Source organism: Bacteroides fragilis, from assembly GCF_019583405.1.
GTDB lineage: Bacteria > Bacteroidota > Bacteroidia > Bacteroidales > Bacteroidaceae > Bacteroides > Bacteroides fragilis_B.
Genome location: NZ_SZUU01000009.1, coordinates 82,233 through 108,617 on the forward strand (window position 1 = coordinate 82,233; position 26,385 = coordinate 108,617).

The 26,385-nt window shown below is 45.1% G+C and carries 22 protein-coding genes; 11 read left to right on the forward strand and 11 right to left on the reverse strand.

Annotated elements, in window-relative coordinates:
* The first annotated feature begins 16 nt into the window (after positions 1-16).
* Both accC and FDF36_RS17160 read left to right on the forward strand, forming a co-directional pair.
* Complete coding sequence (gene accC / locus FDF36_RS17155; protein WP_005786450.1) at positions 17-1,528, forward strand: acetyl-CoA carboxylase biotin carboxylase subunit; 1,512 nt, start codon at positions 17-19, stop codon at positions 1,526-1,528.
* 13 nt (positions 1,529-1,541) lie between these two features.
* Positions 1,542-2,066, forward strand: coding sequence for a biotin/lipoyl-containing protein (locus FDF36_RS17160; RefSeq protein WP_005786452.1), 525 nt, complete (start codon positions 1,542-1,544; stop codon positions 2,064-2,066).
* 105 nt (positions 2,067-2,171) lie between these two features.
* On the opposite strand, the gene FDF36_RS17165 is transcribed toward FDF36_RS17160, so the two are convergent.
* Positions 2,172-3,434 carry a metal-dependent hydrolase family protein gene (locus tag FDF36_RS17165; RefSeq protein WP_220392177.1) on the reverse strand — a complete coding sequence of 421 codons (1,263 nt, stop codon included), beginning with the start codon at positions 3,432-3,434 and terminating at the stop codon, positions 2,172-2,174.
* A 451-nt stretch (positions 3,435-3,885) separates the two neighbouring features.
* On the opposite strand from FDF36_RS17165, the gene FDF36_RS17170 reads away from it, so the two are divergent.
* On the forward strand, positions 3,886-5,541 hold the full coding sequence (locus tag FDF36_RS17170) for an ATP-binding protein (RefSeq protein ID WP_220392178.1): 1,656 nt from the start codon (positions 3,886-3,888) through the stop codon (positions 5,539-5,541).
* 21 nt (positions 5,542-5,562) lie between these two features.
* Complete coding sequence (locus FDF36_RS17175; RefSeq protein WP_220392179.1) at positions 5,563-7,155, forward strand: hypothetical protein; 1,593 nt, start codon at positions 5,563-5,565, stop codon at positions 7,153-7,155.
* Positions 7,156-7,335: 180 nt separating this feature from the next.
* On the opposite strand, the gene FDF36_RS17180 is transcribed toward FDF36_RS17175, so the two are convergent.
* Positions 7,336-7,542, reverse strand: a complete 207-nt coding sequence (locus tag FDF36_RS17180) for a hypothetical protein (protein ID WP_220392180.1) — start codon at positions 7,540-7,542, stop codon at positions 7,336-7,338.
* A gap of 562 nt (positions 7,543-8,104) precedes the next feature.
* On the opposite strand from FDF36_RS17180, the gene lpdA reads away from it, so the two are divergent.
* The 5 genes from lpdA to FDF36_RS17205 all read left to right on the forward strand — a co-directional run bounded on the left by lpdA (position 8,105) and on the right by FDF36_RS17205 (position 14,859).
* The gene (lpdA, locus tag FDF36_RS17185) at positions 8,105-9,454 is read left to right on the forward strand and encodes a dihydrolipoyl dehydrogenase (protein ID WP_121963519.1); all 1,350 of its coding nucleotides are present in this window, start codon (positions 8,105-8,107) and stop codon (positions 9,452-9,454) included.
* Entirely contained in the window at positions 9,454-10,155 is a 702-nt protein-coding gene (locus tag FDF36_RS17190) for a lipoate--protein ligase family protein (protein WP_220392181.1), read from the forward strand. Before lpdA ends, FDF36_RS17190 begins: the two co-directional genes overlap by 1 nt.
* A gap of 631 nt (positions 10,156-10,786) precedes the next feature.
* Entirely contained in the window at positions 10,787-12,154 is a 1,368-nt protein-coding gene (locus FDF36_RS17195) for a dihydrolipoamide acetyltransferase family protein (protein WP_220392182.1), read from the forward strand.
* Positions 12,155-12,297: 143 nt separating this feature from the next.
* Entirely contained in the window at positions 12,298-14,334 is a 2,037-nt protein-coding gene (locus tag FDF36_RS17200; RefSeq protein WP_220392183.1) for an alpha-ketoacid dehydrogenase subunit alpha/beta, read from the forward strand.
* Positions 14,335-14,352: 18 nt separating this feature from the next.
* Positions 14,353-14,859, forward strand: a complete 507-nt coding sequence (locus tag FDF36_RS17205; RefSeq protein ID WP_008768295.1) for a flavodoxin — start codon at positions 14,353-14,355, stop codon at positions 14,857-14,859.
* Between the two features lie 76 nt (positions 14,860-14,935).
* Here the strand turns inward: FDF36_RS17205 and prmA are convergent, their stop codons facing one another.
* Positions 14,936-15,778, reverse strand: coding sequence for a 50S ribosomal protein L11 methyltransferase (gene prmA, locus FDF36_RS17210; RefSeq protein ID WP_220392184.1), 843 nt, complete (start codon positions 15,776-15,778; stop codon positions 14,936-14,938).
* A 207-nt stretch (positions 15,779-15,985) separates the two neighbouring features.
* Between prmA and FDF36_RS17215 the strand changes: the two genes are divergently transcribed.
* A complete protein-coding gene (locus FDF36_RS17215) occupies positions 15,986-17,305 on the forward strand; it encodes a hypothetical protein (RefSeq protein WP_220392185.1) in 1,320 nt (439 codons plus the stop codon).
* 34 nt (positions 17,306-17,339) lie between these two features.
* Positions 17,340-19,010, forward strand: coding sequence for an OmpP1/FadL family transporter (locus FDF36_RS17220; RefSeq protein ID WP_220392186.1), 1,671 nt, complete (start codon positions 17,340-17,342; stop codon positions 19,008-19,010).
* Positions 19,011-19,098: 88 nt separating this feature from the next.
* On the opposite strand, the gene FDF36_RS17225 is transcribed toward FDF36_RS17220, so the two are convergent.
* The 8 genes from FDF36_RS17225 to FDF36_RS17260 all read right to left on the reverse strand — a co-directional run bounded on the left by FDF36_RS17225 (position 19,099) and on the right by FDF36_RS17260 (position 26,351).
* Entirely contained in the window at positions 19,099-19,566 is a 468-nt protein-coding gene (locus tag FDF36_RS17225; protein ID WP_005776417.1) for a nucleoside deaminase, read from the reverse strand.
* 166 nt (positions 19,567-19,732) lie between these two features.
* Positions 19,733-20,620, reverse strand: coding sequence for a hypothetical protein (locus FDF36_RS17230; RefSeq protein ID WP_220392187.1), 888 nt, complete (start codon positions 20,618-20,620; stop codon positions 19,733-19,735).
* A gap of 13 nt (positions 20,621-20,633) precedes the next feature.
* Positions 20,634-21,083 carry a DUF6108 family protein gene (locus tag FDF36_RS17235; protein WP_005776419.1) on the reverse strand — a complete coding sequence of 150 codons (450 nt, stop codon included), beginning with the start codon at positions 21,081-21,083 and terminating at the stop codon, positions 20,634-20,636.
* Positions 21,084-21,111: 28 nt separating this feature from the next.
* Positions 21,112-21,537, reverse strand: coding sequence for a hypothetical protein (locus FDF36_RS17240; protein WP_220392188.1), 426 nt, complete (start codon positions 21,535-21,537; stop codon positions 21,112-21,114).
* Positions 21,534-22,055 (reverse strand): RNA polymerase sigma factor, encoded by a 522-nt coding sequence (locus FDF36_RS17245; protein WP_005776421.1) that lies wholly within the window; start codon positions 22,053-22,055, stop codon positions 21,534-21,536. Before FDF36_RS17245 ends, FDF36_RS17240 begins: the two co-directional genes overlap by 4 nt.
* Positions 22,056-22,274: 219 nt before the next feature.
* A complete protein-coding gene (locus FDF36_RS17250; protein WP_032531880.1) occupies positions 22,275-23,261 on the reverse strand; it encodes a Gfo/Idh/MocA family protein in 987 nt (328 codons plus the stop codon).
* Between the two features lie 217 nt (positions 23,262-23,478).
* A complete protein-coding gene (locus FDF36_RS17255; RefSeq protein ID WP_220392189.1) occupies positions 23,479-24,300 on the reverse strand; it encodes a transporter substrate-binding domain-containing protein in 822 nt (273 codons plus the stop codon).
* Between the two features lie 8 nt (positions 24,301-24,308).
* The gene (locus tag FDF36_RS17260; protein ID WP_220392190.1) at positions 24,309-26,351 is read right to left on the reverse strand and encodes a putative porin; all 2,043 of its coding nucleotides are present in this window, start codon (positions 26,349-26,351) and stop codon (positions 24,309-24,311) included.
* Positions 26,352-26,385 lie beyond the last annotated feature (34 nt).

Genomic DNA, 26,385 nt, shown 5'->3' on the forward strand with positions numbered 1-26,385 from the left:
CAGAGGAGAACATCGTATGATAAAAAAGATATTAGTTGCGAACCGTGGCGAGATTGCCATGCGTATTTTCCGTACCTGTCGGGTGATGAACATTGCTACGGTGGCTATTTATACCCGCGTAGACCGTGGTGCCTTGCATGTACGTTATGCCGAAGAGGCTTATTGTATCTCCGATTCGCCGGAAGATACCTCTTATCTGAAGCCGGAGAAGATTCTGCAGATTGCTAAAAAGACGGGAGCTGCCATTCATCCGGGATATGGCTTTCTGTCTGAGAATGCAGACTTCGCCCGTCGTTGTGAGGAAGAGGGGGTTATCTTTATTGGTCCGAGTGCCGATATTATTGCCCGAATGGGTATTAAGACTGAGGCCCGTCGGATTATGCGTGAAGCCGGTTTACCGATCGTACCGGGCACGGAAGATCCGGTGAAAGGTATTGCCGAAGCCAAAAAGGTAGCTGCCGAAGTTGGCTATCCCATTATGCTGAAAGCACTTGCCGGAGGTGGTGGAAAAGGTATGCGTCTGGTACGCAGTGAAGAGGAGATGGAAACCGCACTTCGCCTTTCGCAATCCGAAGCCGGAACTTCATTTGGCAACGATGCCGTTTATATTGAAAAATATATCGAGAATCCGCATCATATTGAGGTGCAGATACTGGGCGATAAGTATGGCAATGTGATTCATCTGTACGAACGTGAATGTTCCATTCAACGGCGTAATCAGAAAGTGATCGAAGAGTCGCCTTCTCCTTTTGTGAAGCCCGAAACACGTGCCAAGATGCTGAAGGTTGCAGTGGAGGCCTGTAAGCGGATTAATTATTACAGTGCCGGTACGCTGGAGTTCATGATGGATAAAGACCAGAATTTTTATTTTCTGGAGATGAACACCCGCCTGCAGGTTGAACATCCGGTGACGGAAGAGTGTACGGGAGTGGATTTAGTGCGAGACATGATTCTGGTGGCTGCGGGCAACCGTCTCCCTTACCGGCAGGAAGATGTCGAATTTCGGGGTGCTGCCATCGAATGTCGCATCTATGCCGAAGATCCTGAAAACAACTTTATGCCTTCACCCGGGGTGATAACCGTTCGTGAAGCTCCCGAAGGACGTAATGTTCGTTTGGATAGTGCGGCTTATGCGGGATTTGAGGTTTCGTTGCATTATGATCCGATGATTGCCAAACTTTGTTGTTGGGGGCGTAACCGTGATTCGGCTATTTCGAATATGGCTCGTGCGTTGCGGGAATATAAGATCTTGGGTATCAAGACTACGATTCCTTTCCACCAGCGTGTGTTGAAGAATGCGGCTTTCCTGAAAGGAGAATACGATACTACCTTTATCGACACCCGTTTCGATAAGGAAGACCTGAAGCGCAGGCAGAATACCGATCCGACTGTAGCGGTGATTGCTGCTGCGCTGAAGCACTATGAAGAAGAAAAAGAGGCTGCTTCACGCGCCACTACGCTTCCGGTAGTAGGAGATTCGCTTTGGAAATATTACGGCAAGTTGCAGATGACTGCCAATAACTATTAAACTCAGAATGATTATGACAACAATATTAGCAACCTATTATGCCAAGATACAGGATGTGCCCGACAGCGAGTATAAAGTGGAGATACTGGAAGACGGGCCTGTGAAGAAAGTGGCGGTTAACGGAAAAGTGTATGATGTGGACTACAACGTAGGGGGTGACTCTATCTACTCCATTATCATCAATCATCATTCGCACGGTGTACAGATATCTCCGACTTCCCATTCCTCTTATACCATTATGAATAAGGGGGAACTTTATCAGATTGAGCTGAAAGGAGAACTCGAGAAGATACATAATGCCCGTAGCGGAGCAGATGCCGTAGGACGTCAGGTAGTTGTAGCTCCCATGCCGGGCGTTATCCTGAAAACTTACGTCAGGAAGGGAGATGAAGTGAAGAAGGGTGATCCGCTGTGCGTACTGGTTGCCATGAAGATGGAAAACGAAATTCGTTCGGTTGCCGATGGAGTGGTGAAAGAGATTTTTGTGGAGGAGAATACGAAAGTGGGGCTGAACGACCGTATCATGGTGGTTGAGTAGTAAGAGTAGAAATTGCAAGGGCTCTGGAAGTATGATCTTTCAGGGCCCTTGTTGTATGCTGTATCAGCTGTCTCTATGAAGTGACATTTGCGAAAAGCAGAGTTGTCAGACTCTATTCTTGTATATTTCTCCTCCTTTCATGATCATTATGAAATTCTTTTCCGGATTTCCCAATAGGGTAATATCTTTCAGTACATCCCCATCTACCAAAATTAAGTCTGCCCAGGCATCTTCTTCTATAACACCCAATTTCCCGGGATAGGGATTTCGTGCACCGGACAGAGCCAGCAATTCAGCATTATCATGCGTTACCATTTTGAGAATTTCAAAGTTGCTGAACCATTGCCTTAATTTAAGGATTCCCTGATTCTGATTCTTCGTGTTGGCAGGATTGAACAGTAAATCTGTTCCCCATGCCAGCTTGACGTTGTATTTCTTTGCCAGTTGATAGGTTTGGTCCGTACCTTGAACTACCAGGGCATGCTTCTCCTGTTGTTCTTTTGTCGGGAATTGATTATCTCCTAAAGTGAAGGGCTGCATACTGAGCCATATTTCTTTCTCTGCGATCAGTTGCATGGTAGGCTCGTCAATCAGATGACCGTGCTCGATGCTTTTCACTCCTGCTCGGATAGCTCTCTGGATGGCTCTCGGCACGTAAACATGTACCATTACGTATGTGCCTGCATCTTCCGCCGCTTTAACGGCAGCATGAATTTCTTCCTCGAAAAACTGTGTATCTTCCAGCCGATCATACAAGGAAGCCACTCCACCGCCCGTCATCAATTTAATCTGGCTGGCTCCTAAGCGGAGATTATTGCGTGCGGCAACGGTCACGGCGTCTATTCCGTCGGCGATAAGGGCAGCCCCTATCTCTTCGGTATGCGTCAGTCCGCAACAGTCAAAGGGGCGGGGCTCGTCATATACTGCCCGGAAATCTCCATGCCCTCCTGTCTGAGAGATAAGGGAACCACTGGGATAGATGCGTGGTCCGGAAAGGATTCCTTCGTCGATGGCCCGTTTAAGCCCGAAGACCGGACCGCCTGCATCCCGGATGGCTGTGAAGCCGCGGAGTAGGGTAGCTTGAGCTTCTTGTCCGGCTTTGAACTGCGTATAAGCGGTGTCTGCAGTAAGCAGATCCATCATCGTATTGCATGACATATAAGCATGCCAGTGTGCGTCGATCAGTCCGGGCATCAGGAATTTTCCCTTTCCGTCAAGAATGGTAAGATTGGAAATTCCGTCTGTAGGGATCGGACTTTCTGAAACGGCTTTAATCCGGCTGTTTACCACCAGCACATTTCCCCGGCCGGTCTGTTCGTTGCTTCCATCGAAAATTTGAACGTTATTGATTAAAATACTATTGTCCATGATACATCATTAATGGGTGAATACTGTTGGTATAACCCGTCTGAGGATTATTAGTTTAGCTGCAGGACTGATAAACTTCGTTAAGTGAGAGATTTTTTTGCTCCCTTTCTAAAAAACTTTACTCAATATGGGATGACTTTCTGTCTGATGATTTCTATCAATATATTGAGCGTTTTATTCTGTATCACTAATCAATTAAAATCTTTCGTCCGGTCAGGATTATTAAAATGAAATAATTAGAAAGTTCTAATAACTTTCTACATTGCAATGTTTATAGGGATTCCGGACATAGATTGCTTCCATTTGATAGACTGTATTTTATGCTTGAGTGATATCGGGTTGAACCTATTCTTTTTGCTATACGTTCTCTTTTTATAGACGAAGTAATTAACCCCGTCACATTTCAGCCGGTAAATGTGGCATATTGTCTCACTTTTAAACATATATGAATATGAAAACTTTATTCATTTTTCTATTTGTTTTGCTTGCATTTTACTCCTGCGATACGGATGAACCGATCAGCGCAGAAGACTTATCGGCTGCAACCGGTACTAATACGGATGAGGTCGATGTAGCTTCCAGATCGGGCAGCTATCTGATCTGGCTTAATGGAATGAGTGCGGAAACAAAGAAAGTTACAGATCAACTGCAAACAGTGAACCACTATGACAAGATGGTGTCTTTTAATGATTTACCGGGGACAGACAAGGTGGAAACCCTGGAAACCATGGCAAAAGATTCTTTGAACGATCTGACGATTGTAGGTAGTGTTGCCGATTTCATAGCAGGTACTTACAGTCCTGAAATGATACAGGACATCCGTCACAATCGTCAGGGAGTCATCTTAATTGCCAAAGACGGTAAGGGAGAAGATTTGAAGGCGCAAATGCTTAAACTTTTCGGGCTTTATGTAGATAAAGGATATTATAAAGTCAGCTTTCCGCGCGAACAGCGCTATGCCTATTATGACGCAAACGATCCGGATGCTTTGAAGAAGCTTTGCGGAACGGGCGGCCTCAATCCTCATACTCGTAGCATGTTGGGCTCTCCCGGACCGACGGATGATCCTTCGGCTCCGGAAGTTACCGAACGGGCATTGCATGCTATGAAGAAGATCTATATCAGCAATCGGTATTATGTATATACCAGTGATTATAAATATCACATGACCGGATATGAGACGCTATTACCCTATACGGCTGATATCAGGGAGTATCTCCCGCGGGATGATAAAAGGTATGATGGGATGGTTGATCGCGAATGGACCATTGATGCTTATAATCTGCGTATTTACGCACCGACCAATGGAGATAATATGCTTGCTGTTTATAGTTCGGGTGGAAATGGTTTTTCCAACAGGCTCGACCATTCATTGGTATCCCTGGATAATCCACCGATGTATGAACTTTGGGCATTGATATGGGGATTGCGAAACAATGCTTATACAAAGATTAATATCCGTGACGACCAAAGTTCACAGTTGAATCTCAAACTTATTGACTTTGCACCAGGCTTGCCGGAGACAGAGAGTACCATTGAGCATGCATACGAAAAGAGCGTGGGATTTGATTTGGGAGCAACTCCGGTTTTAAAGGGTGAGTATCGTTGGGGTAAGTCCATTACTTATCAGTTGGCGGAAATGACCCGTGAGGTGACTCGTACCATTACCGATGCCGAGATGAGTTATTGCTGGAAGTGGTATCCTGAAACTCTTTTCCGAGGTAGCAAGGCTATGAATGCAGAGGGGATGATCGATGCCGTCACTATGATTTCGCCTGCATGGTATGATATTCTTTATGATCATGTGGCGGGAACTCCGGGTACGGATAATCCTTTCTGTGACTATGACAACGACTTGCAGTTTAACCAGAATCTGCTCAATTACGAGCAGCAATGTGCCATTACCGCCCGGACAACCGGTGCGTCGGCTGGTGTTGTAGCCATCGAAATAACTGATGGAATGGTGCTGCAGCGTGGAGGAGCTTGGTTTACGAGTTGGGGAGCGGCGGTGATTCATTCTTTGCCGAGCAGTGCCGGAACGGCTTACAATGCTACTGTGGATGTGCATAAAACCACTACAGTGTGGATAGATTATAATAACTGGTAAAACGAACCATAAAAAAAGATTATGATGAAAACTAAAATGATATATATGATACTTCTGTTCTCAAGTATTCTTTTCGGGGGGTGCGTTAGGGACGTCATTGATGATGTTCCGGGGACGGATGAGGACTATGCGGTAGACAAGAAGGACGTGGTCCTGATACGCATGGGAACTAACGATGCGGAAGTGAAAGATATTACATCCCGCTTGTTCAACAACATTCCTTCTTCCTGGGAAATAGGTAAGAAGACCATTGTAGACTATGACAAGATGAAAGATCCTGAGACGGAACTTAATGCCGACATCAAGAATCCGAAGATTTATATGACGGTCATTTTGAATATCAATGATGTTATCTCCGGTAAATATCCGATATCTCTGTTTCGTATGTTGAAGTTCTATAAAAGGGATTTTTATGTGATTGCCACTCAGTCCACTCCGGAACAGAAGCAGGAGATGCTTTCACTGATAGGAGTCTATATGGAAGCAGGCTATTACGCGATCAATTATGATAACGTACAGCATTACCGTATTTTTCCTTCTGCCGATCCGTATGCCAAAGATAATATGATTGGTAAGGGAGTGGCTTCCTTTAATCAAAAACTGTTGAGCCGCTCTGTTGATACCTTACCTGAAGGTAACGATCCGGATCCCGGATATAATGCGCAAATGGCGGATAAAGAGGCCTTGAAAAGGATTGAGATTTATAACCGTATTTATGGTTATGCTCAGGGAGACATGAATTATTCGATGCAGGCAGTCCCTTATAAGATGAAAGAAGGTGCCGCACCTGATGTGATTATAGATAATTTCTGGGCGATAGATGCCTATAACTTCCAGATATATAGTAAGAACAACAACTGCATATTGAGTATCACGAATAACGCAGGAAATGGCTTCACTGCCAATATCAAAGATTATACCACTCCCAAAGGTATTAATGTCTATGCTTACATCTGGAATTTGATGCGGGAAGCTTCCAGTGAGATAACCATTCATTCGGACGGGGGAATTTTTCGGGAGATCAGTTATCAGCCGCAAACAGTGAATCATGGTGCCAGTTATACGGAGAACTCTTTCTGGAAAGTGTCTGTCTCCGTATCACCCACCAAACTGGAAGACAAACCTTGGGAGGCATTCAAAGTGTCGTTTGGCAAAGAATCGTCTACCGAAGTGTCTTACAATACTAAATCGATGGACTATTCCTGTAAAGGGCAGTTTGGTAACGGGTTGTACAGTAAGCTTTGGCAGTTTATTCCCGGAGAGTTCTACGACAGGGCGGAAGCCTTTGTTTACGAAACAAGTCAGGGGTTGCGTTGGATAGACGCTGCACAGGCGATGACACCCAACTATGTAACATGGGGAGGCTGGACTCTTCGCCAGAATTATTTAAATCACATCAACAACAGTATGAAGTTGCATCAACAGCAGTGCATTTACTCTTTAGAGTCGGATGCACAGCCCGGAGTCGTTTCTGTCGCTATCACAGATGCCATCGATTTACAAAAGACGTATGTACACTATAACTGTGGCATTCGTTATGGGCACGATTCGGCTAGGACGGATCTCAAAATGTCGAAGATGGTTTGGATTGATTTCAGGCAGTGGGACAATTGACCTGCACTCTTGACTATACGGCTATATGAGATTTTTATCCATGTCTAAAGCCTGCTTCATTACAGATTGAGAGATTACACAACTATATAGCAAGAGATAAGTGATAATAGTGTTTCTCTGTGTAATCTGTTAATCTGTGGTGAAGTTTTGGCTTATTAGCACAGGATGGTGGCGTATCGCTTAGAATCTTGTCAGTTGTTTGGGCGATCCATGCCAGGAACAGCCCAGACAATATACTTCCGTAAAATCGAATCCTTCGATTGGGATTTCCGGATATTTGGATACGACTGTTCCATCTTGGGCAATATATACTAACAGGCGTTCACCCTGATCGTTTTTTACATACATACCGGCTATTTTACACTGGGGACAAAGCAATTTCTTCATATTACTATAATGGATTCTTTATACTGTTTTATTTTTATAGTTAGTTCTATCTTGATATTATCCGTTCATATCAGACGGATGATATCCTGAAAGCTTTTTGTATCCCGACTTTCCGTAAATACAGATAGTAGGTTTCAAAAGTGTGCAAATATGCAGGCTTGTCGCTTAATAGACAAATAATTTATCAGAAAAATATCTTCCCTTATCTAAAATTGATTAATAAGTCCTGCTTTCTATACGGGTAAAGGGGGACAGAGTAAAAGGAAACGATCATATTGATAAAGATGAATGAGGTGTGACTGCTTATTCATTCTATAATAGAATTTGCCTGTAGATAATCTTTTTGTTTGGAATGTCATCGATCTCCGTAACCGGACCTTTGCTTTTTTCCTGTGCCGGTAGGTGTTTTTTATTAGTGAACAATTTTATAATGATTTATACTTTGTGCAGCAGAAGTAACTGTTTACCCTATTGGGGCCATTGTAAAAAAACGACCTTTTAAAACTAAGGCCTATCTTTTTTTGTTGTTAATGATATGAATAACTAAAAAAAACATACGATTATGAGATATGATATAGCTATTATCGGTGGTGGACCTGCCGGGTATACTGCTGCCGAGAGAGCAGGAGCTAACGGTTTGCGTGCTGTTTTGTTCGAGAAAAAAGCAATGGGCGGTGTGTGTCTTAATGAAGGATGTATTCCTACCAAAGCCCTGCTTTATTCCGCTAAGGTGCTGGACGGTATCAAGAGTGCGCCGAAATACGGTGTCTCGGTAGATGGTGCTCCTGCATTTGATATGGAAAAAATCATCGGTCGGAAAAACAAAACGGTACAGAAGTTGACGGGCGGAGTGAGAATGACGGTAAACTCTTACGGAGTGACTATTGTAGATAAGGAAGTGGTGATAGAGGGCGAAGGTGAAGAAGGATTCCATATCCGCTGTGATGGAGAGGTATACGAGGCGACCTATCTGCTGGTTTGTACCGGATCGGAGACCGTGATCCCTCCGATAAAGGGGCTTTCGGACGTAGATTACTGGACCTCACGAGAGGCACTGGATAGCACTGTTCTTCCATCATCACTCGCCATTATTGGAGGTGGAGTGATCGGAATGGAGTTTGCTTCGTTTTTTAACAGCATGGGCGTTAGGGTGAAAGTGATCGAGATGATGCCGGAAATTCTTGGAGCAATGGATAAAGAAACCAGTGCGATGTTGCGTGCTGACTATACAAAGAAAGGGGTTAATTTCTATCTGAACACGAAAGTAACCGAGGTGAGTGATAAAGGAGTAACTGTGGAAAAGGATGGAAAAAGTTCGTTTATCGATGCCGACCGGATTTTAGTGAGCGTAGGCCGTAAAGCGAATATCACCCAAGTAGGATTGGATAAACTGAATATTGAGTTGCACCGAAATGGGGTCGTCGTAGATGAACACATGTTGACTTCTCATCCTCGCGTATATGCTTGCGGTGACATTACCGGCTTTTCTTTATTGGCACATACGGCTATTCGTGAAGCAGAAGTTGCCATTAATCATATTTTGGGAATAGATGACCGGATGGATTATGATTGTGTTCCGGGCGTAGTCTATACCAATCCCGAACTGGCCGGTGTGGGTAAAACGGAGGAGGAACTGATAGCTAAGGGTATTTATTATCGGATACAAAAATTACCGATGGTTTATTCGGGGCGTTTTGTTGCCGAAAACGAGTTGGGGAACGGACTGTGTAAACTGATTATCGATCATAACGATCGGATTATCGGTTGTCACATGTTGGGCAATCCGGCTTCGGAAATTATTGTTGTGGCAGGCATTGCTGTCCAGAGAGGATATACGGTCGATGAATTCCGAAAGAGTGTTTTCCCGCACCCGACAGTCGGTGAAATTTACCACGAGACACTGTTTGCCTGATGCGGTTTATAAATAGCTCTTCTACGGATGCCGGTTTCAATCTGGCGGCTGAAGAGTATTTGTTGAAGCAGGGTACAGAAGATGTATTCATGCTTTGGCAAAGTGCTCCGTCCGTAATTATAGGCAAGCATCAGCGGGTGGAAACGGAAGTGAACCGGACGATGGCGGAACAAAACAAGATTCCTGTATTCCGGCGGTTTTCCGGTGGCGGTGCCGTATATCACGATTTGGGCAACATCAATCTTACGTTCATTGAAACTACCCGTCTGGCGCGTTTCGAAACTTATCTGGAGCGAACGGTTGAAATGTTGACTGCCGCCGGAGTTGCAGTGAGAGGCGACGAACGATTGGGTATTTATGTCGACGGGCGAAAAGTCTCGGGCAGTGCGCAATGCGTACATCGCAATCGTGCAATGTATCATTGCACACTGCTGTATGATACAAATCTGGTATTATTGAATAAGTTGCTTGAGGTAGAAGGACTTGAGGAAAAGGTTGCTGTACATCCTACTGTCCGTTCGGTTCGTAGCGAAGTGACGAATCTGAAAGAGTACATGCATCCGGCTCTATCTACAGATAAATTCCGGGAGTGGATTTTTCGTTATTTTGCAGGTCCTTCGGTTTCCGAAGCGTTCAGTAAGGAGGAACTGGCAATTATCGAGGGGGTACGGGAAAATAAATACAACATCATCTGTAACTGACGTGAATATTACCAAGCAGTCTGATTATTCAGTATCCGGTGAAGGAGAACTATTTTCCCTTCAAAATTCAGCCTTCTCATACGAAAAATGCATTTCGATCTTCCATCTTCCACCTTTTAGGACGCATGTCGTTGATTATAAGATATCTGTCCCGGTGGAAGATGCTGTTTTTATGCCATTTATCTTCCACCTTCATCTTCCATCTTCCACCCTCGATTTGGCAAGCTCGATTCATTGTGTGTATTTGATATACAGATAGATGTATCTGTTATCCTATCCGTTTATGCCCTTTAAAGCAGTTTGTTTTCCTTAGTACCTTTAGTGAAAATGGTCAGGTTCTTATCTCGTCCCGCATACCCGGGCCCATGAGCCCGCATACCTGGGCTGGTGGGCCCGCGTACCCGGGCTCATGAGCCCGCATACCCGGGCTGAGATAAAGATACCTTAATGGATTGTAAAGTGTTTATTGATAATGCGTTATGTTTGCTATGAAATCGGCTTGCTTTCTTATGTTTTTAGCCACTAAACGGCTTTCTTATCCAGGCGATTACTTAAAAAAACATTAACTTAAAACTTTCTTTTTCACAATCTTGTTCTACTTGTACAAGTGAAAGAATAAATAATTGTGTATATGGCAAGATTCGAAATAAAAATGCCCAAGTTGGGCGAAAGTATTACCGAAGGAACCATTTTATCATGGTCGGTGCAAGTAGGTGACGTGGTCAATGAGGACGACGTACTTTTCGAAGTGAACACTGCTAAGGTCAGTGCGGAGATTCCTTCTCCCGTTGCCGGGAAAGTGGTGGAAATATTGTTTAAGGAAGGCGATACGGTACCTGTAGGTACGGTAGTTGCCATTGTAGATATGGATGGAGAAGGTTCCGGAGAAGCATCGGAAACCGCAGACTCTGTAGAAACGGCATCTGCTCCAAAGGCTGCCGAGGTATCGGGCACTGCGTCTGCTCCGAAAGTTCAGGCGGAAGTTACCGCTCCCAAAGTAGAACGTTGGTATTCGCCGGCAGTACTTCAATTAGCACGAGAGGCGAAGATTTCTCAGGAAGAACTGGATTCGATTCCCGGAACAGGTTATGAAGGTCGGCTGAGTAAAAAAGATATCCGCAGTTACATCGAGATGAAGAAAGGTGCTCCGGCAGCTGACGTTTCTACTACGGTGGTTTCAGCGGTTGCAGGGAATAATTCGGGTTCTTCGTCTGTCCCTTCTGCAGAAGTACAAAAGAAGGCTGCCACTATGGCTCCTCAGGCTCAGCATGGACAATCTGCTTCTGCCGTTTCTTCAGACGCATCGGTAGAGGTCAAAGAAATGGATCGAGTACGTCGCATCATCGCCGACCACATGGTGATGTCGAAAAAGGTTTCTCCGCATGTGACTAATGTGGTCGAAGTAGATGTCACCCGGCTGGTGCGCTGGCGCGAAAAGACCAAAGACGCTTTCTTCCGTCGTGAAGGTGTGAAGCTGACTTATATGCCTGCCATTGCTGAGGCCACTGCCCAGGCGTTGGCTGCCTATCCACAGGTAAATGTCTCGGTAGACGGATACAACATTCTGTATAAGAAACATGTCAATGTGGGCATTGCTGTTTCGCAAGATGATGGAAACTTGATTGTTCCCGTAGTGCATGATGCCGATCGTTTGAATCTTAACGGACTTGCCGTCGCTATCGATTCGTTGGCGAAAAAGGCACGGGTTAATAAGTTGATGCCTGACGATATTGATGGCGGAACATTCACGATCACCAATTTCGGTACGTTTAAGATGTTGTTCGGCACTCCGATCATCAACCAGCCGCAGGTGGCTATTCTCGGAGTGGGCGTCATTGAGAAAAAGCCGGCTGTGGTGGAGACTCCCGAAGGAGATGTGATAGCCATTCGCCATAAGATGTACTTGTCACTCTCTTATGATCACCGTGTGGTGGATGGTTCGCTGGGAGGTAACTTCCTGCACTTCATTGCCGACTATCTGGAGAACTGGAAAGAATAGTCGTCATATCGGAGATTTACAGAATAATAAATCAGTCTCACCACAGATCTCCCGGATTGTTGCTGAACTTATTCGGGGAGCTTTATCCTTAAACTGTGATCATCTGTGTGATTTGTGGTGAAAATCCTAAACCCACTTTAAATATGAAGAAATACGATATAAAAACCACTGACGAACAGACGCTCCGCAAGTGGTATCATTTAATGACTTTGGGGCGTGCGCTCGACGAGAAGGCACCCGCCTATTTGCTGCAATCTCTTGGCTGGTCCTATCATGCTCCTTATGCCGGGCATGACGGTATTCAGCTTGCTATCGGGCAGGTTTTTACTCTTGGTGAGGACTATCTTTTTCCTTATTACCGGGATATGCTCACTGTGCTTTCTGCCGGAATGACTCCGGAGGAACTCATTCTGAACGGTATCTCAAAAGCTACAGATCCGGGTAGTGCCGGACGTCACATGTCCAATCACTTTGCCAAACCGGAATGGCACATTGAGAATATCTCTTCTGCTACCGGTACGCACGATCTTCATGCGGCAGGCGTAGGGCGTGCCATGGTTTATTATGGTCATAAGGGGGTTGCCATTACTTCACATGGTGAGTCTGCCACATCCGAGGGATTTGTCTACGAAGCTATCAACGGGGCCAGCAACGAACGTCTTCCGGTTATTTTTGTATTCCAGGACAACGGTTATGGCATTTCCGTCCCTAAAAAGGATCAGACTGCCAATCGTAAAGTGGCCGATAACTTCTCCGGTTTTAAGAACCTCCGCATCATTCATTGCAATGGAAAGGATGTATTTGACTCGATGAATGCCATGACCGAAGCCCGTGAATTTGCTATAGCCAACCGTACTCCGGTTATAGTACATGCCAATTGCGTACGTATCGGTTCGCACTCCAACTCTGATAAGCATACTCTCTATCGCGACGAGAATGAGTTGGCATACGTGAAGGAAGCCGATCCGCTGATGAAGTTCCGCCGGATGCTGTTGCGCTACAAGCGCCTGACGGAAGAGGACCTTCAACAGATAGAAGCTGCCGCCAAGAAAGAACTGGCTGCCGCCAATCGTAAAGCGTTGGCTGCACCCGATCCGACTCCGGAGAGCATTTATGACTTTGTCCTTCCCGAACCGTATATTCCTCAAAAGTATAAAGACGGACTTCCGGGCCCTGTCGAAGGTGAGAAGAGTTTCATGGTGAACGCCATTAATGAAACGCTCAAAGAGGAGTTTCGCCGCAATCCTGATACCTTTATCTGGGGACAAGACGTGGCCAATAAAGATAAAGGAGGCGTATTCAATGTCACCAAGGGGATGCAACAGGAGTTCGGTGATGCCCGTGTGTTCAGTGCTCCGATAGCCGAAGATTACATTGTGGGAACGGCCAACGGAATGTGCCGTTTCGATCCTAAAATACATGTGGTTATTGAAGGCGCTGAGTTTGCCGATTACTTCTGGCCTGCTGTCGAGCAGTACGTTGAGTGTACACACGAGTATTGGCGTAGCAACGGTAAGTTTACTCCCAATATTACACTTCGCCTTGCTTCGGGTGGATACATTGGCGGTGGATTGTATCATTCGCAGAACCTTGAAGGGGCTCTTACGACTTTACCCGGTGCCCGCATTGTTTGTCCGTCGTTTGCCGACGATGCTGCCGGGCTGCTCCGCACCAGTATGCGTTCCAAGGGATTCACTCTTTATCTGGAGCCCAAAGCGCTTTACAACTCAGTAGAGGCTGCTGCCGTTGTGCCCGAAGAGTTTGAAGTTCCCTTTGGTAAGGCCCGTATCCGTCGCGAAGGAACCGATCTGACTATAATTACTTATGGCAATACTACCCATTTTTGTCTGGATGTTGCCGAACGTCTTGCCCGGGAAGGGGTGGGGAGTGTCGAAGTCATCGATCTCCGTTCGCTGATTCCGTTGGATAAAGAGGCAATTTTTGCTTCCGTACGGAAAACCGGTAAAGTGATGGTGGTTCATGAAGACAAAGTCTTCTCCGGATTCGGTGCCGAAATTGCAGCGCAGATTGCCGGAGAAATGTTCCGTTACCTGGATGCCCCGGTACAACGTGTGGGTTCCACCTTTACTCCGGTAGGTTTCAATCCGATATTGGAACGGGCTATCCTGCCGAATGATGAAAAGATATATAAAGCAGCCAAAGAGTTGATGGAGTTCTAATTAAAAAAACGATCAATCATGAAAAAGATAGGAATATTCTATGCTGCCAAAGCCGATAAAACCTCTTGGGTGGCTGAAAAGATTCAAAAAGAATTTGGTGCTTCTGCCGAGTCTGTAGCTATCGAAAATGCCTGGCAGAATGATTTTGAAGCCTATGATAATTTCATAGTCGGTGCTTCCACCTGGTTCGATGGCGAACTGCCTACTTATTGGGACGAGCTTCTGCCCGAACTCCGCACCTTGCAGTTGAAAGGGAAGAAAGTGGCTATCTTCGGGCTTGGCGATCAGGTGAAGTATCCCGAGAACTTTGCCGATGGTGTCGGACTGCTTGCCGAAGTTTTTGAGAATGATGGAGCTACGCTTGTCGGTTTTACTTCTATAGACGGATATAGTTTCGAGCGTTCCCTGGCTCTGAAAGGTGATAAATGGTGTGGATTGGTCATTGACATCGAAAATCAGTCGGAAATGACTGATAAGCGAATAAAAGACTGGTGCAGGCAGGTGAAAAAGGAATTTGAAGTCTGATCCGGTCATACCGCAGATTAGCACAGGGCTGACTGTTATGTCGTTCGTGTGCTACTCTGTGGCAGACCCGTGTGTGTTAAAGTACGAACTTTACTGCTGCCCATCGGTTTTTCTCCTGATGGTGTACGAAGGTGAGTCCGTGCTTTTCTGCTTCCCGGCGGATAGCCGGAATATCATCTATATAGAATCCGCTCATAAATAACTCCGATCCCGGATGCATGCATGCTACATACTGCTTCATGTCGTTCAGTAAGATATTGCGGTTGATATTGGCTATTACTACATCGAATGGCCCTTTCCCTTGTAATGCCGAAGCATCCCCCTGCGAGACGGCAATATCTGTCACTCCATTCAGTTCGATGTTCTCTATCGAGTTGCGTACACACCATTCGTCGATATCGATGGCTGTGCAAGGCTTAGCTCCCCGCATTCGTGCGAGAATAGCCAGTATTGAAGTTCCGCAACCCATATCCAGCAGCGACTTGCCGGTCAGTTCGCTATCCAACAATTCTCCGATAATCAGGCTTGTTGTTTCATGGTGCCCTGTTCCGAATGCCATCTGCGGATTGATCAGGATATCATATTCTGCCTTAGGCACGTCCTGATGAAATGTGCTATGAATCACACAACGGTCTCCGATTACAATCGGTTGGAAGAAATTTTTTTCCCATTCTTCGTTCCAGTCCTTGTCTTCGGCTTCGGCAAACGTATAAGAAATTTCCGTATCCGGCACAGGAAAATTTGCCAGCTCTGTTTTCAATGTCTCTTCATTGTAAAGTGATTGCTGAATATAAGCGGTCAGTCCGCCTTCCCGTCCGACAAAACTCTCAAATCCGGCTTCACCCAACACGGCAGCAAGCACATCATTCACCGTTTCGGTGCAAGGATGTGTATCAAAAGTGAACTCAAAGTACTTCATAGGTGTTTTTATTTGCAAAAGTACGATTTAAAGGGATAGAAACAAAGTAAACATTGTTTTTATCGGGTTGAGGTTTGTTAAGTTAAAGAACGGCAAAATAGGGAAATCCCTATTATTGTTTGGGGAAAATCTATCCGACAGCGTGAATACCTTGCTTATCTTTGTAACGTGAATAAAAAGATAAAGTAACCAATAAACCACGGAAATATGAAAAAGATTGTTTTATTATCGCTGTTTGCCCTGTGCCTTCCACTGGCTGTGATGGCACAAAGCAATAATGACGACCTTTATTTCGTGCCTTCTAAGGAAAAAAAGCAGGAAGCAGAAAAGATTCCTGTAAAGAAGGTGCCGGAAAAAAGGACAGTCACTACGAATATTTATACGGCTCCGGGTACTACGGTAGTGGTTCAGGACCGTAAAGGAAACAAACGTGATATGCGTGATGTGGATGAGTATAACCGCCGTTACGATGCTAAAGATAATGAGTTCGCAATGGAGGACGATACATTATATGTAAAAGAAAAAGCTGTCTCCGATCCGGATGGTGAATGGGTGAACGGGTTCAATGGCTCACAGGATGACTACGAGTACGCTGAACGCATCATTCGTTTCCGTAATCCCCGTTTTGCGGTAAGCATTAGCAGCCCGCTTTACTGGGATATTGTTTATGGAGCTAATTCTTGGGATTGGAATGTTTATACAGACGGTTTCTATGCTTATGCATTCCCGACGTTTACCAACCGCTTGTGGTGGGATTGGCGTTATAACTCTTATGGTCCCGGATGGGGCTGGGGCTGGGGATGGTCTTCACCTTATTACGCCTGGGGAGGCTATTATCCCGGTTATTGGGGTGGTTACTGGGGCGGCTGGTATGGCGGCTACTGGGGACACCATCATCACTATCATCCCGGATGGGGTGGCGGAGGTAGCTGGGCAGGAAGATACGATACTTATACCCGCCGTGGTTCGTCTGCTGTGAGAAGCAGTTATGGAAACTCTTCAACTGTTCGCCGGTATGGTTCAGGTGCGGTTCGTTCCAATAGCGGTTCTTCCGTTCGTTCGTCAGGAACATCTTCTTACAATAGAGGAGAGAGCTCTGCCAGACGTGTGATAGGAACGCGTGTAGTCGGTGAGCGTCCGGGATCTACTACCCGTACAGATGCTTCTTCTTCACGTCGAAGTACCTATACTCGTCCAAGTAGCACACGCAGCAGTTCTTCTTATGAAGGAACCCGCGGCGGAAGCACTACTACAGGTTCTCCGTCTTACTCGGAAGGAGGCAGAAGGGCAAGTACAAGAAGCAGTTCTACTTATACTCGTGGCAGTTCTACGGCTCCTTCGCGTAGTTACAATGAGAGTACCACTCGTCGTTCGTACAACAGTACTCCTTCTCGCAGCAGCAGTTCGTCTACGCGTAGTTATTCTTCACCTTCAGGTAGTAGTTCACGTAGTTATTCTACCGGTGGCGGTGGTGGTTCTTCCCGTTCTTCCGGTGGTGGCGGTGGCTCTTCAAGGGGCAGAAGATGATAATGGAGGTATTAACTTAAAAAAGCATTTGACGATGAAAAAAATAATTACTTTAGCAACTTTGGGGCTGTTGGTAGCAGCAGCCCCGATAAGTGCACAGACTGTGTACGATGCTGCCAAGATAACAGGAAAGGACTTGAACGGAACCGCCCGTTTTGTCGGCATGGGTGGCGCCATGGGAGCTTTAGGGGGGGATATCTCTACAATCGGAACGAATCCTGCCGGTATCGGTATCTATCGCAGTAATGATTTTATGACTTCTTTCGGCTTTTCTTCATACGGGACGGAAAGCAAATATTTGGGAGATAAATTTAAGTCGGATAAAATGCAAGGTTCTTTTGATAATCTGGGTTTTGTATTTGCATCTAAGATTGGCAATGAAACTTCTTTGCGTTATGTGAATTTTGGATTTAACTATCACAAGGCTAAGTCTTTTTATAAGAATATGAAGATGGCAGGAGGACTTGGTAACAGTTCGCAGACCTATCAGATGGCCGAACAGGCAAGCGGTATATCAAAATGGGGAGATCATCCTTACGATGATCCGGAGATAGGATGGCTTTCCATATTGGGATATGACGGTTGGTTGATTAGTGATATTACAACTGATAAAATGAATGCAGCCGGCAAGCCTAATTCTCCGTATGTGGATAAAGATGGGAATCAAAGATATGACATCAATGGTAAACCATTGTATACAACACCGGGCAATTATTATGGTATGTATGATGATGGTGTTGCCAACTTTAGCTCACAGGAACGTGGAGGAATCGATCAGTATGATTTTAATATTGCTTTCAATTTTAATGATCGGTTTTATTTGGGATTGACTATTGGAGCATATGCTGTTGATTATAGTAAGTACACTTATTATTCCGAAGCATATACAGGAGCGCATGCACCACAGAATTACAACTTAAGAAGTTGGAATAAAGTAAGAGGTTCCGGCTTTGATGTAAAATTAGGTACGATTCTTCGTCCGTTCGAAGATTCTCCGTTCCGTATCGGTCTTGCTATCCATACTCCTACATTCTATAATCTGGATTATAAGACCAGTGCTTATTTGGAATCGGATGTGCTGAATGTTGAGACAGGGAAGATAGATCAGTGGTCTATAGATACGAGGGATAAGTTACCCGGAAATGGAGATATGGTACGTGAATTCCGGCTTCAGACTCCGTGGACTTACAATGTAAGTTTAGGATACACCGTGGGTACCAGTCTGGCATTAGGTGCTGAATATGAATATCAGGATTATTCAACGATGAAGTTCCGAGGACCGACCGGTTCAAGTTCAGAGTTTACGTTTGAAAATAGTACGAGACCTATGATGAAAGGTGTAAATACCCTCCGTCTTGGCCTTGAATATAAAGTGATTCCCCAGTTTGCTTTGCGTGCCGGTTATAATTACTCTTCGGCAATTTTCCATGGAGATGCTTTCAAAGATATGCCTTATTATTCTATTCAGACAGATACTGACTGGGCAAATACGAAAGCTTTGAGCAATTATACTTTGGGTATTGGATATCGTGGATCTATGTTCTATGCAGATTTGGCTTATAAATTCTCTGCATATAAAGAAGATTTCTATCCGTTCGTAAATAAGTATGAGGAGAACAACGCAACTACGGTGCTGACACCGGAAACAACCAAAGTAACTAATACCCGTAGCCAAGTACTGTTTACTTTAGGTCTCCGTTTCTAATTAGATTCCCAAGCAATTAAATTATAACTTTTGTGTGTATAGAAATCCCCGAAGGACGATGCAGTGTTCTACGGGGATTCTTGTTTTATCAGTATTCTATCTTATCTTCTTTTTCCATCCACTCCTCAAAAGCTTTGATTGCTTCGTCGTGGAGTAATACTTCGGATGGTAGTTTGCGGTTCTCCGGTTTCAGTTCCAGTTCATCGTAGATAAACGAGTCGTCGAACCCGATGTTTTTGGCATCTGTCTTGTTATTGCCATAGTACATCTTGTCTAATCGTGCCCAATAGATAGCACCCAGGCACATGGGGCAGGGCTCGCAGGAAGTATAAATTTCGTAACCGCTCAGGTTAAAAGTTCCCAGTTTTGAGGCGGCAGCACGGATGGCGGTTACTTCTGCGTGGGCGGTAGGGTCGCATGAGGCTGTTACACGATTGACGCCTGTGACCACTATTTCTCCATCTTTTGCTATGACAGCTCCGAAGGGACCTCCTCCGTTTGCTACATTTTCTCTGGAAAGTTCGATGGCTTTCCTCATTAGTTCTTCTTTGGTCATGTGATATAAAAATCTATCGTTAATATTGTTATACGCTTTTTGCAAATATAAACAATATGAACGATAGATTGTTCCTTCCGGCAGAGAAATCAGCTTATTCTTTTTGAATAGTCAGACTGTTGATGCCATTGGACGGGGATATAGTTGCCATCCGTCAGGCTTCCTGTTACCAATACCAGCAGAGGCCGAAAGAGTAGGGATAAAGTTCGGGACCTTTTTTGTGCTCGAAGAGGCTGTAGGTAGAGTAGCGCAAATACACTCCGATGTCACCGTAACCTGCTTGTGCCAGGAGGTTAATGCCTACCGGGTGGATATTCAGGTTGCTGTCCAGGTTCTTTTTATGTCCGTTGACTTTTGCTTTCGACTTGGCCCCGTGACGGATTTCCGCTTCAAGTCCGGCTGAAAAGAATAGTGGGCCGTTGCTGTGGCTGAATCTTTTTTGCCATTCCAGGGCTACCGGAATGCGGAAGTAGAAATAACGTAACCGGCTTTTGGTATACACTTCCTCGTCGGGAACGCCCGGAACAATGCCGGTGACTCCCTCTATTTGTCTGAAGGCATAGTTGTTGCCCAGGCGGAAAGAGCGGTATCCCCAGCCTAAACCGGTCGTTATACCCCATTGGCGATCACGTGAGAGTGTCAGGGAGCCTTGAAACAGATTGAAACCGATTTCCCAGGACTTGTTGGCGTTTATATTCAGTCCGTCTGGAGTATTGAAATTGATGCCGTCAGAGAGCCGTGTGTATCCCATATAGAATCCGGCAATATGCGGGTCGAACCGATAATGGTTCTTTCTTTTGACGAAGGGGACGGTGAATGCCGTACGGCGTTCGGTGCTTTGTCCATCCGTATAGATTCCCTCAAAAATCTGATCGTTCTCTATCGTATCGCCGTGCGAAGACTGTTCGTAAAGTTTTACCTTTATTTTCCCCTCGTTTTCTTTAATCAGGATTTTGCGTCCGTTGACGTAAAGAGTCGTGTCTTGAGAAATGCCTTCTTGAGCCATTCCCGTCATCGGGATCAGCATAAACAGTAATAAATAAATGTGTTTCATATTCTTATAATGTTTAGTTTTTTTTCATAAATAACATGGTTACCAAATCGTCTGCATCCAACTCGCCCTCGATGTAAATCAGGGTAGCCGATCCTTTTTTGCCGGTTTTGAACAGGATGAACCGGTTGACGTCTTCTTTTAGCTGGGGCAATTGATAATAGCCGGACTGGATTTGGCCGCCTGCCACCACTTCCTTCACTTTCTTAGCTTTCTTTTTGTCGGCATCCAGACAGTTGAGAATGGTGGGCAGTGCTTCCTCGACATCTTTGAAGACAAGGCTTTTATAGAGAGTCATCTGGTAGGTTTCCAGCATTTCGTTGGACAGCTCTACCATAGTCACTCCTTTTTGTTTACCGTATTTCTGGAATACGGAAGCTATTTGTAGTCCCTGTTGTGCTCTTGCCATGCCGGAGGCGACAGTAAGTAACAGGACAATCCATGTGGTGCGAATGACTTTATTCATACTTCGTTTCTTTTATTATTTTCTTTTTTTATTCGGAGAACAGCGTAGCGAATACTTCCTCCTCGCTGATACTGACATCACGAAACGCGATCATGGCTTGTTCGTGTACCAGCTTGGCATCGGTATAGCATTTCCCGTCGATGATTACATAATTAGCGGTCGAGGTATTGATATGTCGGTTGAGACCGGCAATGCCCAATATAAGCAATATTCCGGCAACCATTCCGCTGAATATGTAAAGTAGACGGCGGCGCAGAGGGACAGAAGTTCTCGGAACTTCAGGGACGGCAGTCTTGCTCTGCCGGTTCTCTTCGTTGAGGAAACCAAACATCGGGCGGTATATCTGCAGATGCTCCGGTACGATGCCCCGGGTGAAAAAACGGCGGAGCTCACGTTCTTCCTCACAGGTGGTTTCTCCTTCAAAATACTTGTTCAATAATTCTTCTATATTCATGCTTCGTTTCTCCTTTTTCTTTGCTGTATGGTTTGCAGGTAAATGTCTCTCACTTTTTTTCGTGCCCTGGATAAATTGCTGCGGATGGCTTCGGAGCTGCATCCTGTTATTTCGGCGATTTCTTCGGTTTCATACTCTTCTACATCTTTCATCCTTAGGATGGTTTGTTGCAGAGGCGGTAGCGTGCCGATTATTTCGCGCATCAGGCGGAATTCGTCTTTTTCTTCCAGTAAGCGTTCGGGGGTGGCAACCGGGCTGGCAGCCTGTACGCTGTCGAGCGATAGGTTGTCGGGATGTTTTCCCCGCCAGATGTCCATACAGGTATGGTGCGTCATTGTCATGGCAAGTGCTTCAATGCTGTGGTACTCGTCCAGTTTTAGACGGAGGTTCCATAGTTTCAGCATTACTTCTTGCACGGCATCTTCGGCATCCGAATGGTCATCGGTCAACTTCCGCGCATAACTTAGCAATTTGTCGCGGAGTGGAAGAACGGCTATTTTGAATTGTTTTAGTTCCATTTACATAAGCAAGACGGAAGAGGAAGGAAAACGTGACATGGAAAAGAAAAAAAAACGATGAAGTAATTATCAACACTGAACGATCAATGATGAATGGTGCTTTAATAAGCCGAAGGCATAAGGAAAAAACAATCTCTATTGTTCATCAGTCATTGTTCACCGTTGATCGTTGATCGTTTAGCGTTGCATGATTCATTCATAGTCTAAAACGTTTATCGTTTAGATCTTTCCAAGTATTTTATCCATGACCCAATTGGTCGTTGTGGCACTTTCGCCGTCACAGGAACAAGTCGATTTTCCAAGAAGATGGTCTACCACAGCTTGAATCAAAGGTTGCTGCACATGTTCGGGGTTTTCTACAACTATTTCTTCACGTCCTCTTTCGGTGTGAAGGGCAATCGGGTCATAGGTGAATACGGAGAAACAGATCATGCCATTATCACCGATAATCTCAATGCGGTCTTCGCGAGCCGAATCATGGGCAACGAAGCACCATGAACCACTTCCTACCAAACCATTGTCGAACTGGAAACAAGCACTCAATGTATCTTCTGCTGGATAAAGTCCCCCACGGTTACTCTTATATCCGCTGGCTTCAAGAATACAACCGAACATTTCCTGTAGAAGATCGATCTGGTGGGGGGCAAGGTCATAAAAATATCCTCCTCCGGCAATGTCTGCCTGTACACGCCAAGGCAGGTTCTCTCTGTTGTAATCCAGGTCGCGTGGGGGTTGAGCGAAACGGATCTGCACGTTAATCACATTTCCGATAATTCCTTTGTCTACCAGTTCCTTGACTTTCATAAAATAAGGCAGATAGCGCCGGTAGTAAGCTACAAAGCAAGGCACTCCTGTCTCTTGAGAAATACGGTTGATACGGGCGCATTCTTCGTAAGTTTGCGCCATTGGCTTTTCGATATATACCGGTTTTCCGGCTTTCATGGACATGATGGCATAAGTGGCGTGTGAAGAGGGAGGAGTGGCTATGTATACGGCATTTACATCCGGGTCGTCAATCAGTTCCTGTGCATCGTCATACCACTTCGGAATGTTCCGTTCTTTGGCATAAGCTTTGGCCTTATTGCCGTCACGACTCATGACTGCTATGACTTTGGAACCTTCTACTTTCTGAAAGGCAGGTCCACTTTTGTATTTGGTTACTTCTCCGCAACCAATGAATCCCCATTTTATAATCTTATCGCTCATATTTTTTTATTTATCCATCCGCAAATATACTCAATTCTGCTGAAAGCGACGAATGATTAACAGTTATCATAATAGAGATTGTCTGTGCCCGTTTCTTAATTTACATTCTCCGGTTGTGCAACTCGTATATTACCAGTTGCTCAATTCGTACAGTATCAGTTGTACAACTGGTAACTATTATCTTTAAAGGAAACGGGAGGGGGAAGAAAGCCGGTTATTATTTCCCGTAATATTTACGATAGATAGCCTGATATTCACCTTTCTTTCGGAAGTCGGACAGCCATGTATTCAGGCTATCGAGCAGAGCAGGGGAATGCTTGCTGACTCCCCACGAGTAAAATTGGGTGAAACTGATAGCGGTATTAATATCGAGTTGAGGCAATGAATCTACGGCTATCCGGGCGATGCTCTCGTCACATACGGCAAAATCGATATCCCCATGCGCAACCAGCGCAATCAGTTGTTCGGAACCATATTTTTCTACTTCGTTTACATAGATTGTATCACCTATTTCATTGCTGAGGTTGCGTATTCTAAGAATGGATGGAGAACCTTTTACTACGTTCAGTGTTTTGCCGGCCAGGTCGAGTTGGCTTCTGATAGCAAGCGAGTCGTTCTCTTCGGCTTTGCGTTGCACCAGGACTTGTTTGCTCAAGATAATGGGTGAGGTGAGGAGCAGAGAGTCTTTCAGTTCACTTGTTGTCGGTATACCATAAGCTACTACGTCATAGGTGCCATTGGCTAATCCTTCCAGCCGTTGGTTGAAGCTCATCACCGGAGAGACCTGTACTTGCAAGCCCTTGTCACGTGCAAATGCCTCTATCAATTCATAATGAAATCCCGAAACGGTATCTCCATCCACATAAAAACTGATGGAGTTATATTCCGTGGCGGCATGGAGGATGCCGCTTTCTTCGATCTCTGCGTAGTCGCGCGGATGTCCTTGCGGCTTCTCTTTACGAGGCCAGAATGTGACAACGAGGGCTGATATCAGTCCTAATACTACATATTTCAGATATTTAGGCTTCAATAGATTCATGGTAGCGATTAATCGTAGAAGTTCCAGGAAACACCGATCTTAAACAGGCGCGGATTGATGGGATAATGGGGCGACAGGAAGTAATTCGAGTTACCCATTCCCTGATTGACATGATACATCATTGCGAAAAGACGTGTACGCTTCAGTTGCAGGTTGGCATATACATTGATGATGGGGTAACCGCCAATCTTTACCTGATCGTCTTCCGGTTGCAGATGGAACTGCTGGATGGCCGGAGTATACGCCGGGGCATAATACTTGGTAAAATAGCGTACATCGGCTCCCAACTGCACATGAAGCACTTTTTTTGCCAAGGTCGTCTGAATATAGAAATTATGGTAAAGTGAAAGCTCCGGTAAGGGCAATACGGTAGTGTTGCTCGACTTTTGCCAGGTCACTTCATTGTCCAGATGGAAAATACCCAATCGGAAATTTTGCGACAGAGTGGCGGAAAGTACCTGAATATTACCGTCATTCTGCTGAGGGAGTGCCTTTTGATTGAAGTACGTATAGTTCTTAATATTTTCTACTCCGGCTTTCAGGTGGGTCTGCCAATGCTCGATGTTCAGCTCGCCTTCCAGGCGTGTGCGGAACTCTTTGTTCATATTGTCATTATCCCAGTAAAAATATTTAGAATGATAATGACGCATATAGAATGCCGGAAGGGTATTGCTGATCGATCCGCGGGCAATAAAGCTGACCGTATCTTTCCATAAGCGGAAGTTCAGGTCAAGATCGGCATTGACACGGAACTGACCAATCGCTTTATCCAGAATACCAACTTCGCCCATGGCACGGTAATGGAGCGTTTTTCCCTGTCGTTTGGCCAACTCACCTCCGACAAAAACTTCGTGTTCACTGTATTTATCTACGCTCACGGAGTCTCTGTCCATTAGCCGGTAATTACTTAGCTTATGTGAGATAAAAGCAGTCAACCCGGCTTTGGCATATTTATTAAAACCTTCGAGCAGGGCGATTCCTAACGTGTTTTTTACTCCGATATAGCTGGTAGAGTCATTCACCAGCTTATTGCCCGGCTGGATATAAGCTTCCGGGTAGATTTTGTACAATTCGTCCTCCGAAGTGAACTGGTGGCGGGTACGTTCCACTTTCATTGTATGGATGAAGCTGGTAACTGGAACAAATTCCGTCTTTTCCGTACTGGTGGTATCGTCTTTGGCTTTGGCCACTTCACGAGTGAATCCCAGTTTGTAACGTTGGGTGAGGAATATATAAAAGTCTTTGTTACGGTTGGCACTTTTGCTTAACAAGGTGGGGATGTTCTGTGATTCATATTCTTTTTTTCCCTCTGCCATTTCTTCCGGGCGGGTGATGTAACGGTCATCGGTGATACCGCCGTTTTCATTCATCTTTAGATAGTTGTTGCTATAAAGCAATGTTGCTTCGTAGCGGTCGCCTATATAACTTCCGAAGAGTGCAGCATTAAAGAAGGAAGTGTTTTGATTGTTGTAATATCCCCTTCCGTACAGATAATCGAAATTGAAACCAAATGCCAGTTGTTTATTTACATTAACTGAGAAATAGGACTTAAAACGCTCCTCTCCGTTTACCTTATTGCCGGCTTTATAGTAGGTAAGATTGGTGAAAGGTACGTTACTGTTAGTAAAGTTGAATTCGTCAGGACGAACAAAAAAACTGGAGAATGGCTCCATAAAGATAGTCGGTTCTGCGTCACGTCGTTCGAAAAAGAGACGTGACAGGCGGGGAGAACCTAAGTTACCCAGATAATTATAATGCCCTCTCAAGCCTTCCACTAAATTAGTGTTTTGAAACATGTGGGTTGCCGTATCAGCGGGTATTTTCTGGATTGTTCCCAGGTTTTCGCTGACATGCCACATGTAGAGTTTTGGGGGAAGTCCTTGTATTTCAACGTCTGTACTGTCTTCATGCACCTGCATGGCCGGGTCTATCTGGTTACCGTTGGCATCTCTACCGGTACGGGGATCGACTTGTTGTGTAGGATTGAACTGTGCCTGTGCGGTCAGTAAACCTACGACAAGGAGTATATATGTAAGTAGGATTCGTCTCATAATTAGCCGCAAAGATACTTATTAAAATGAGAAT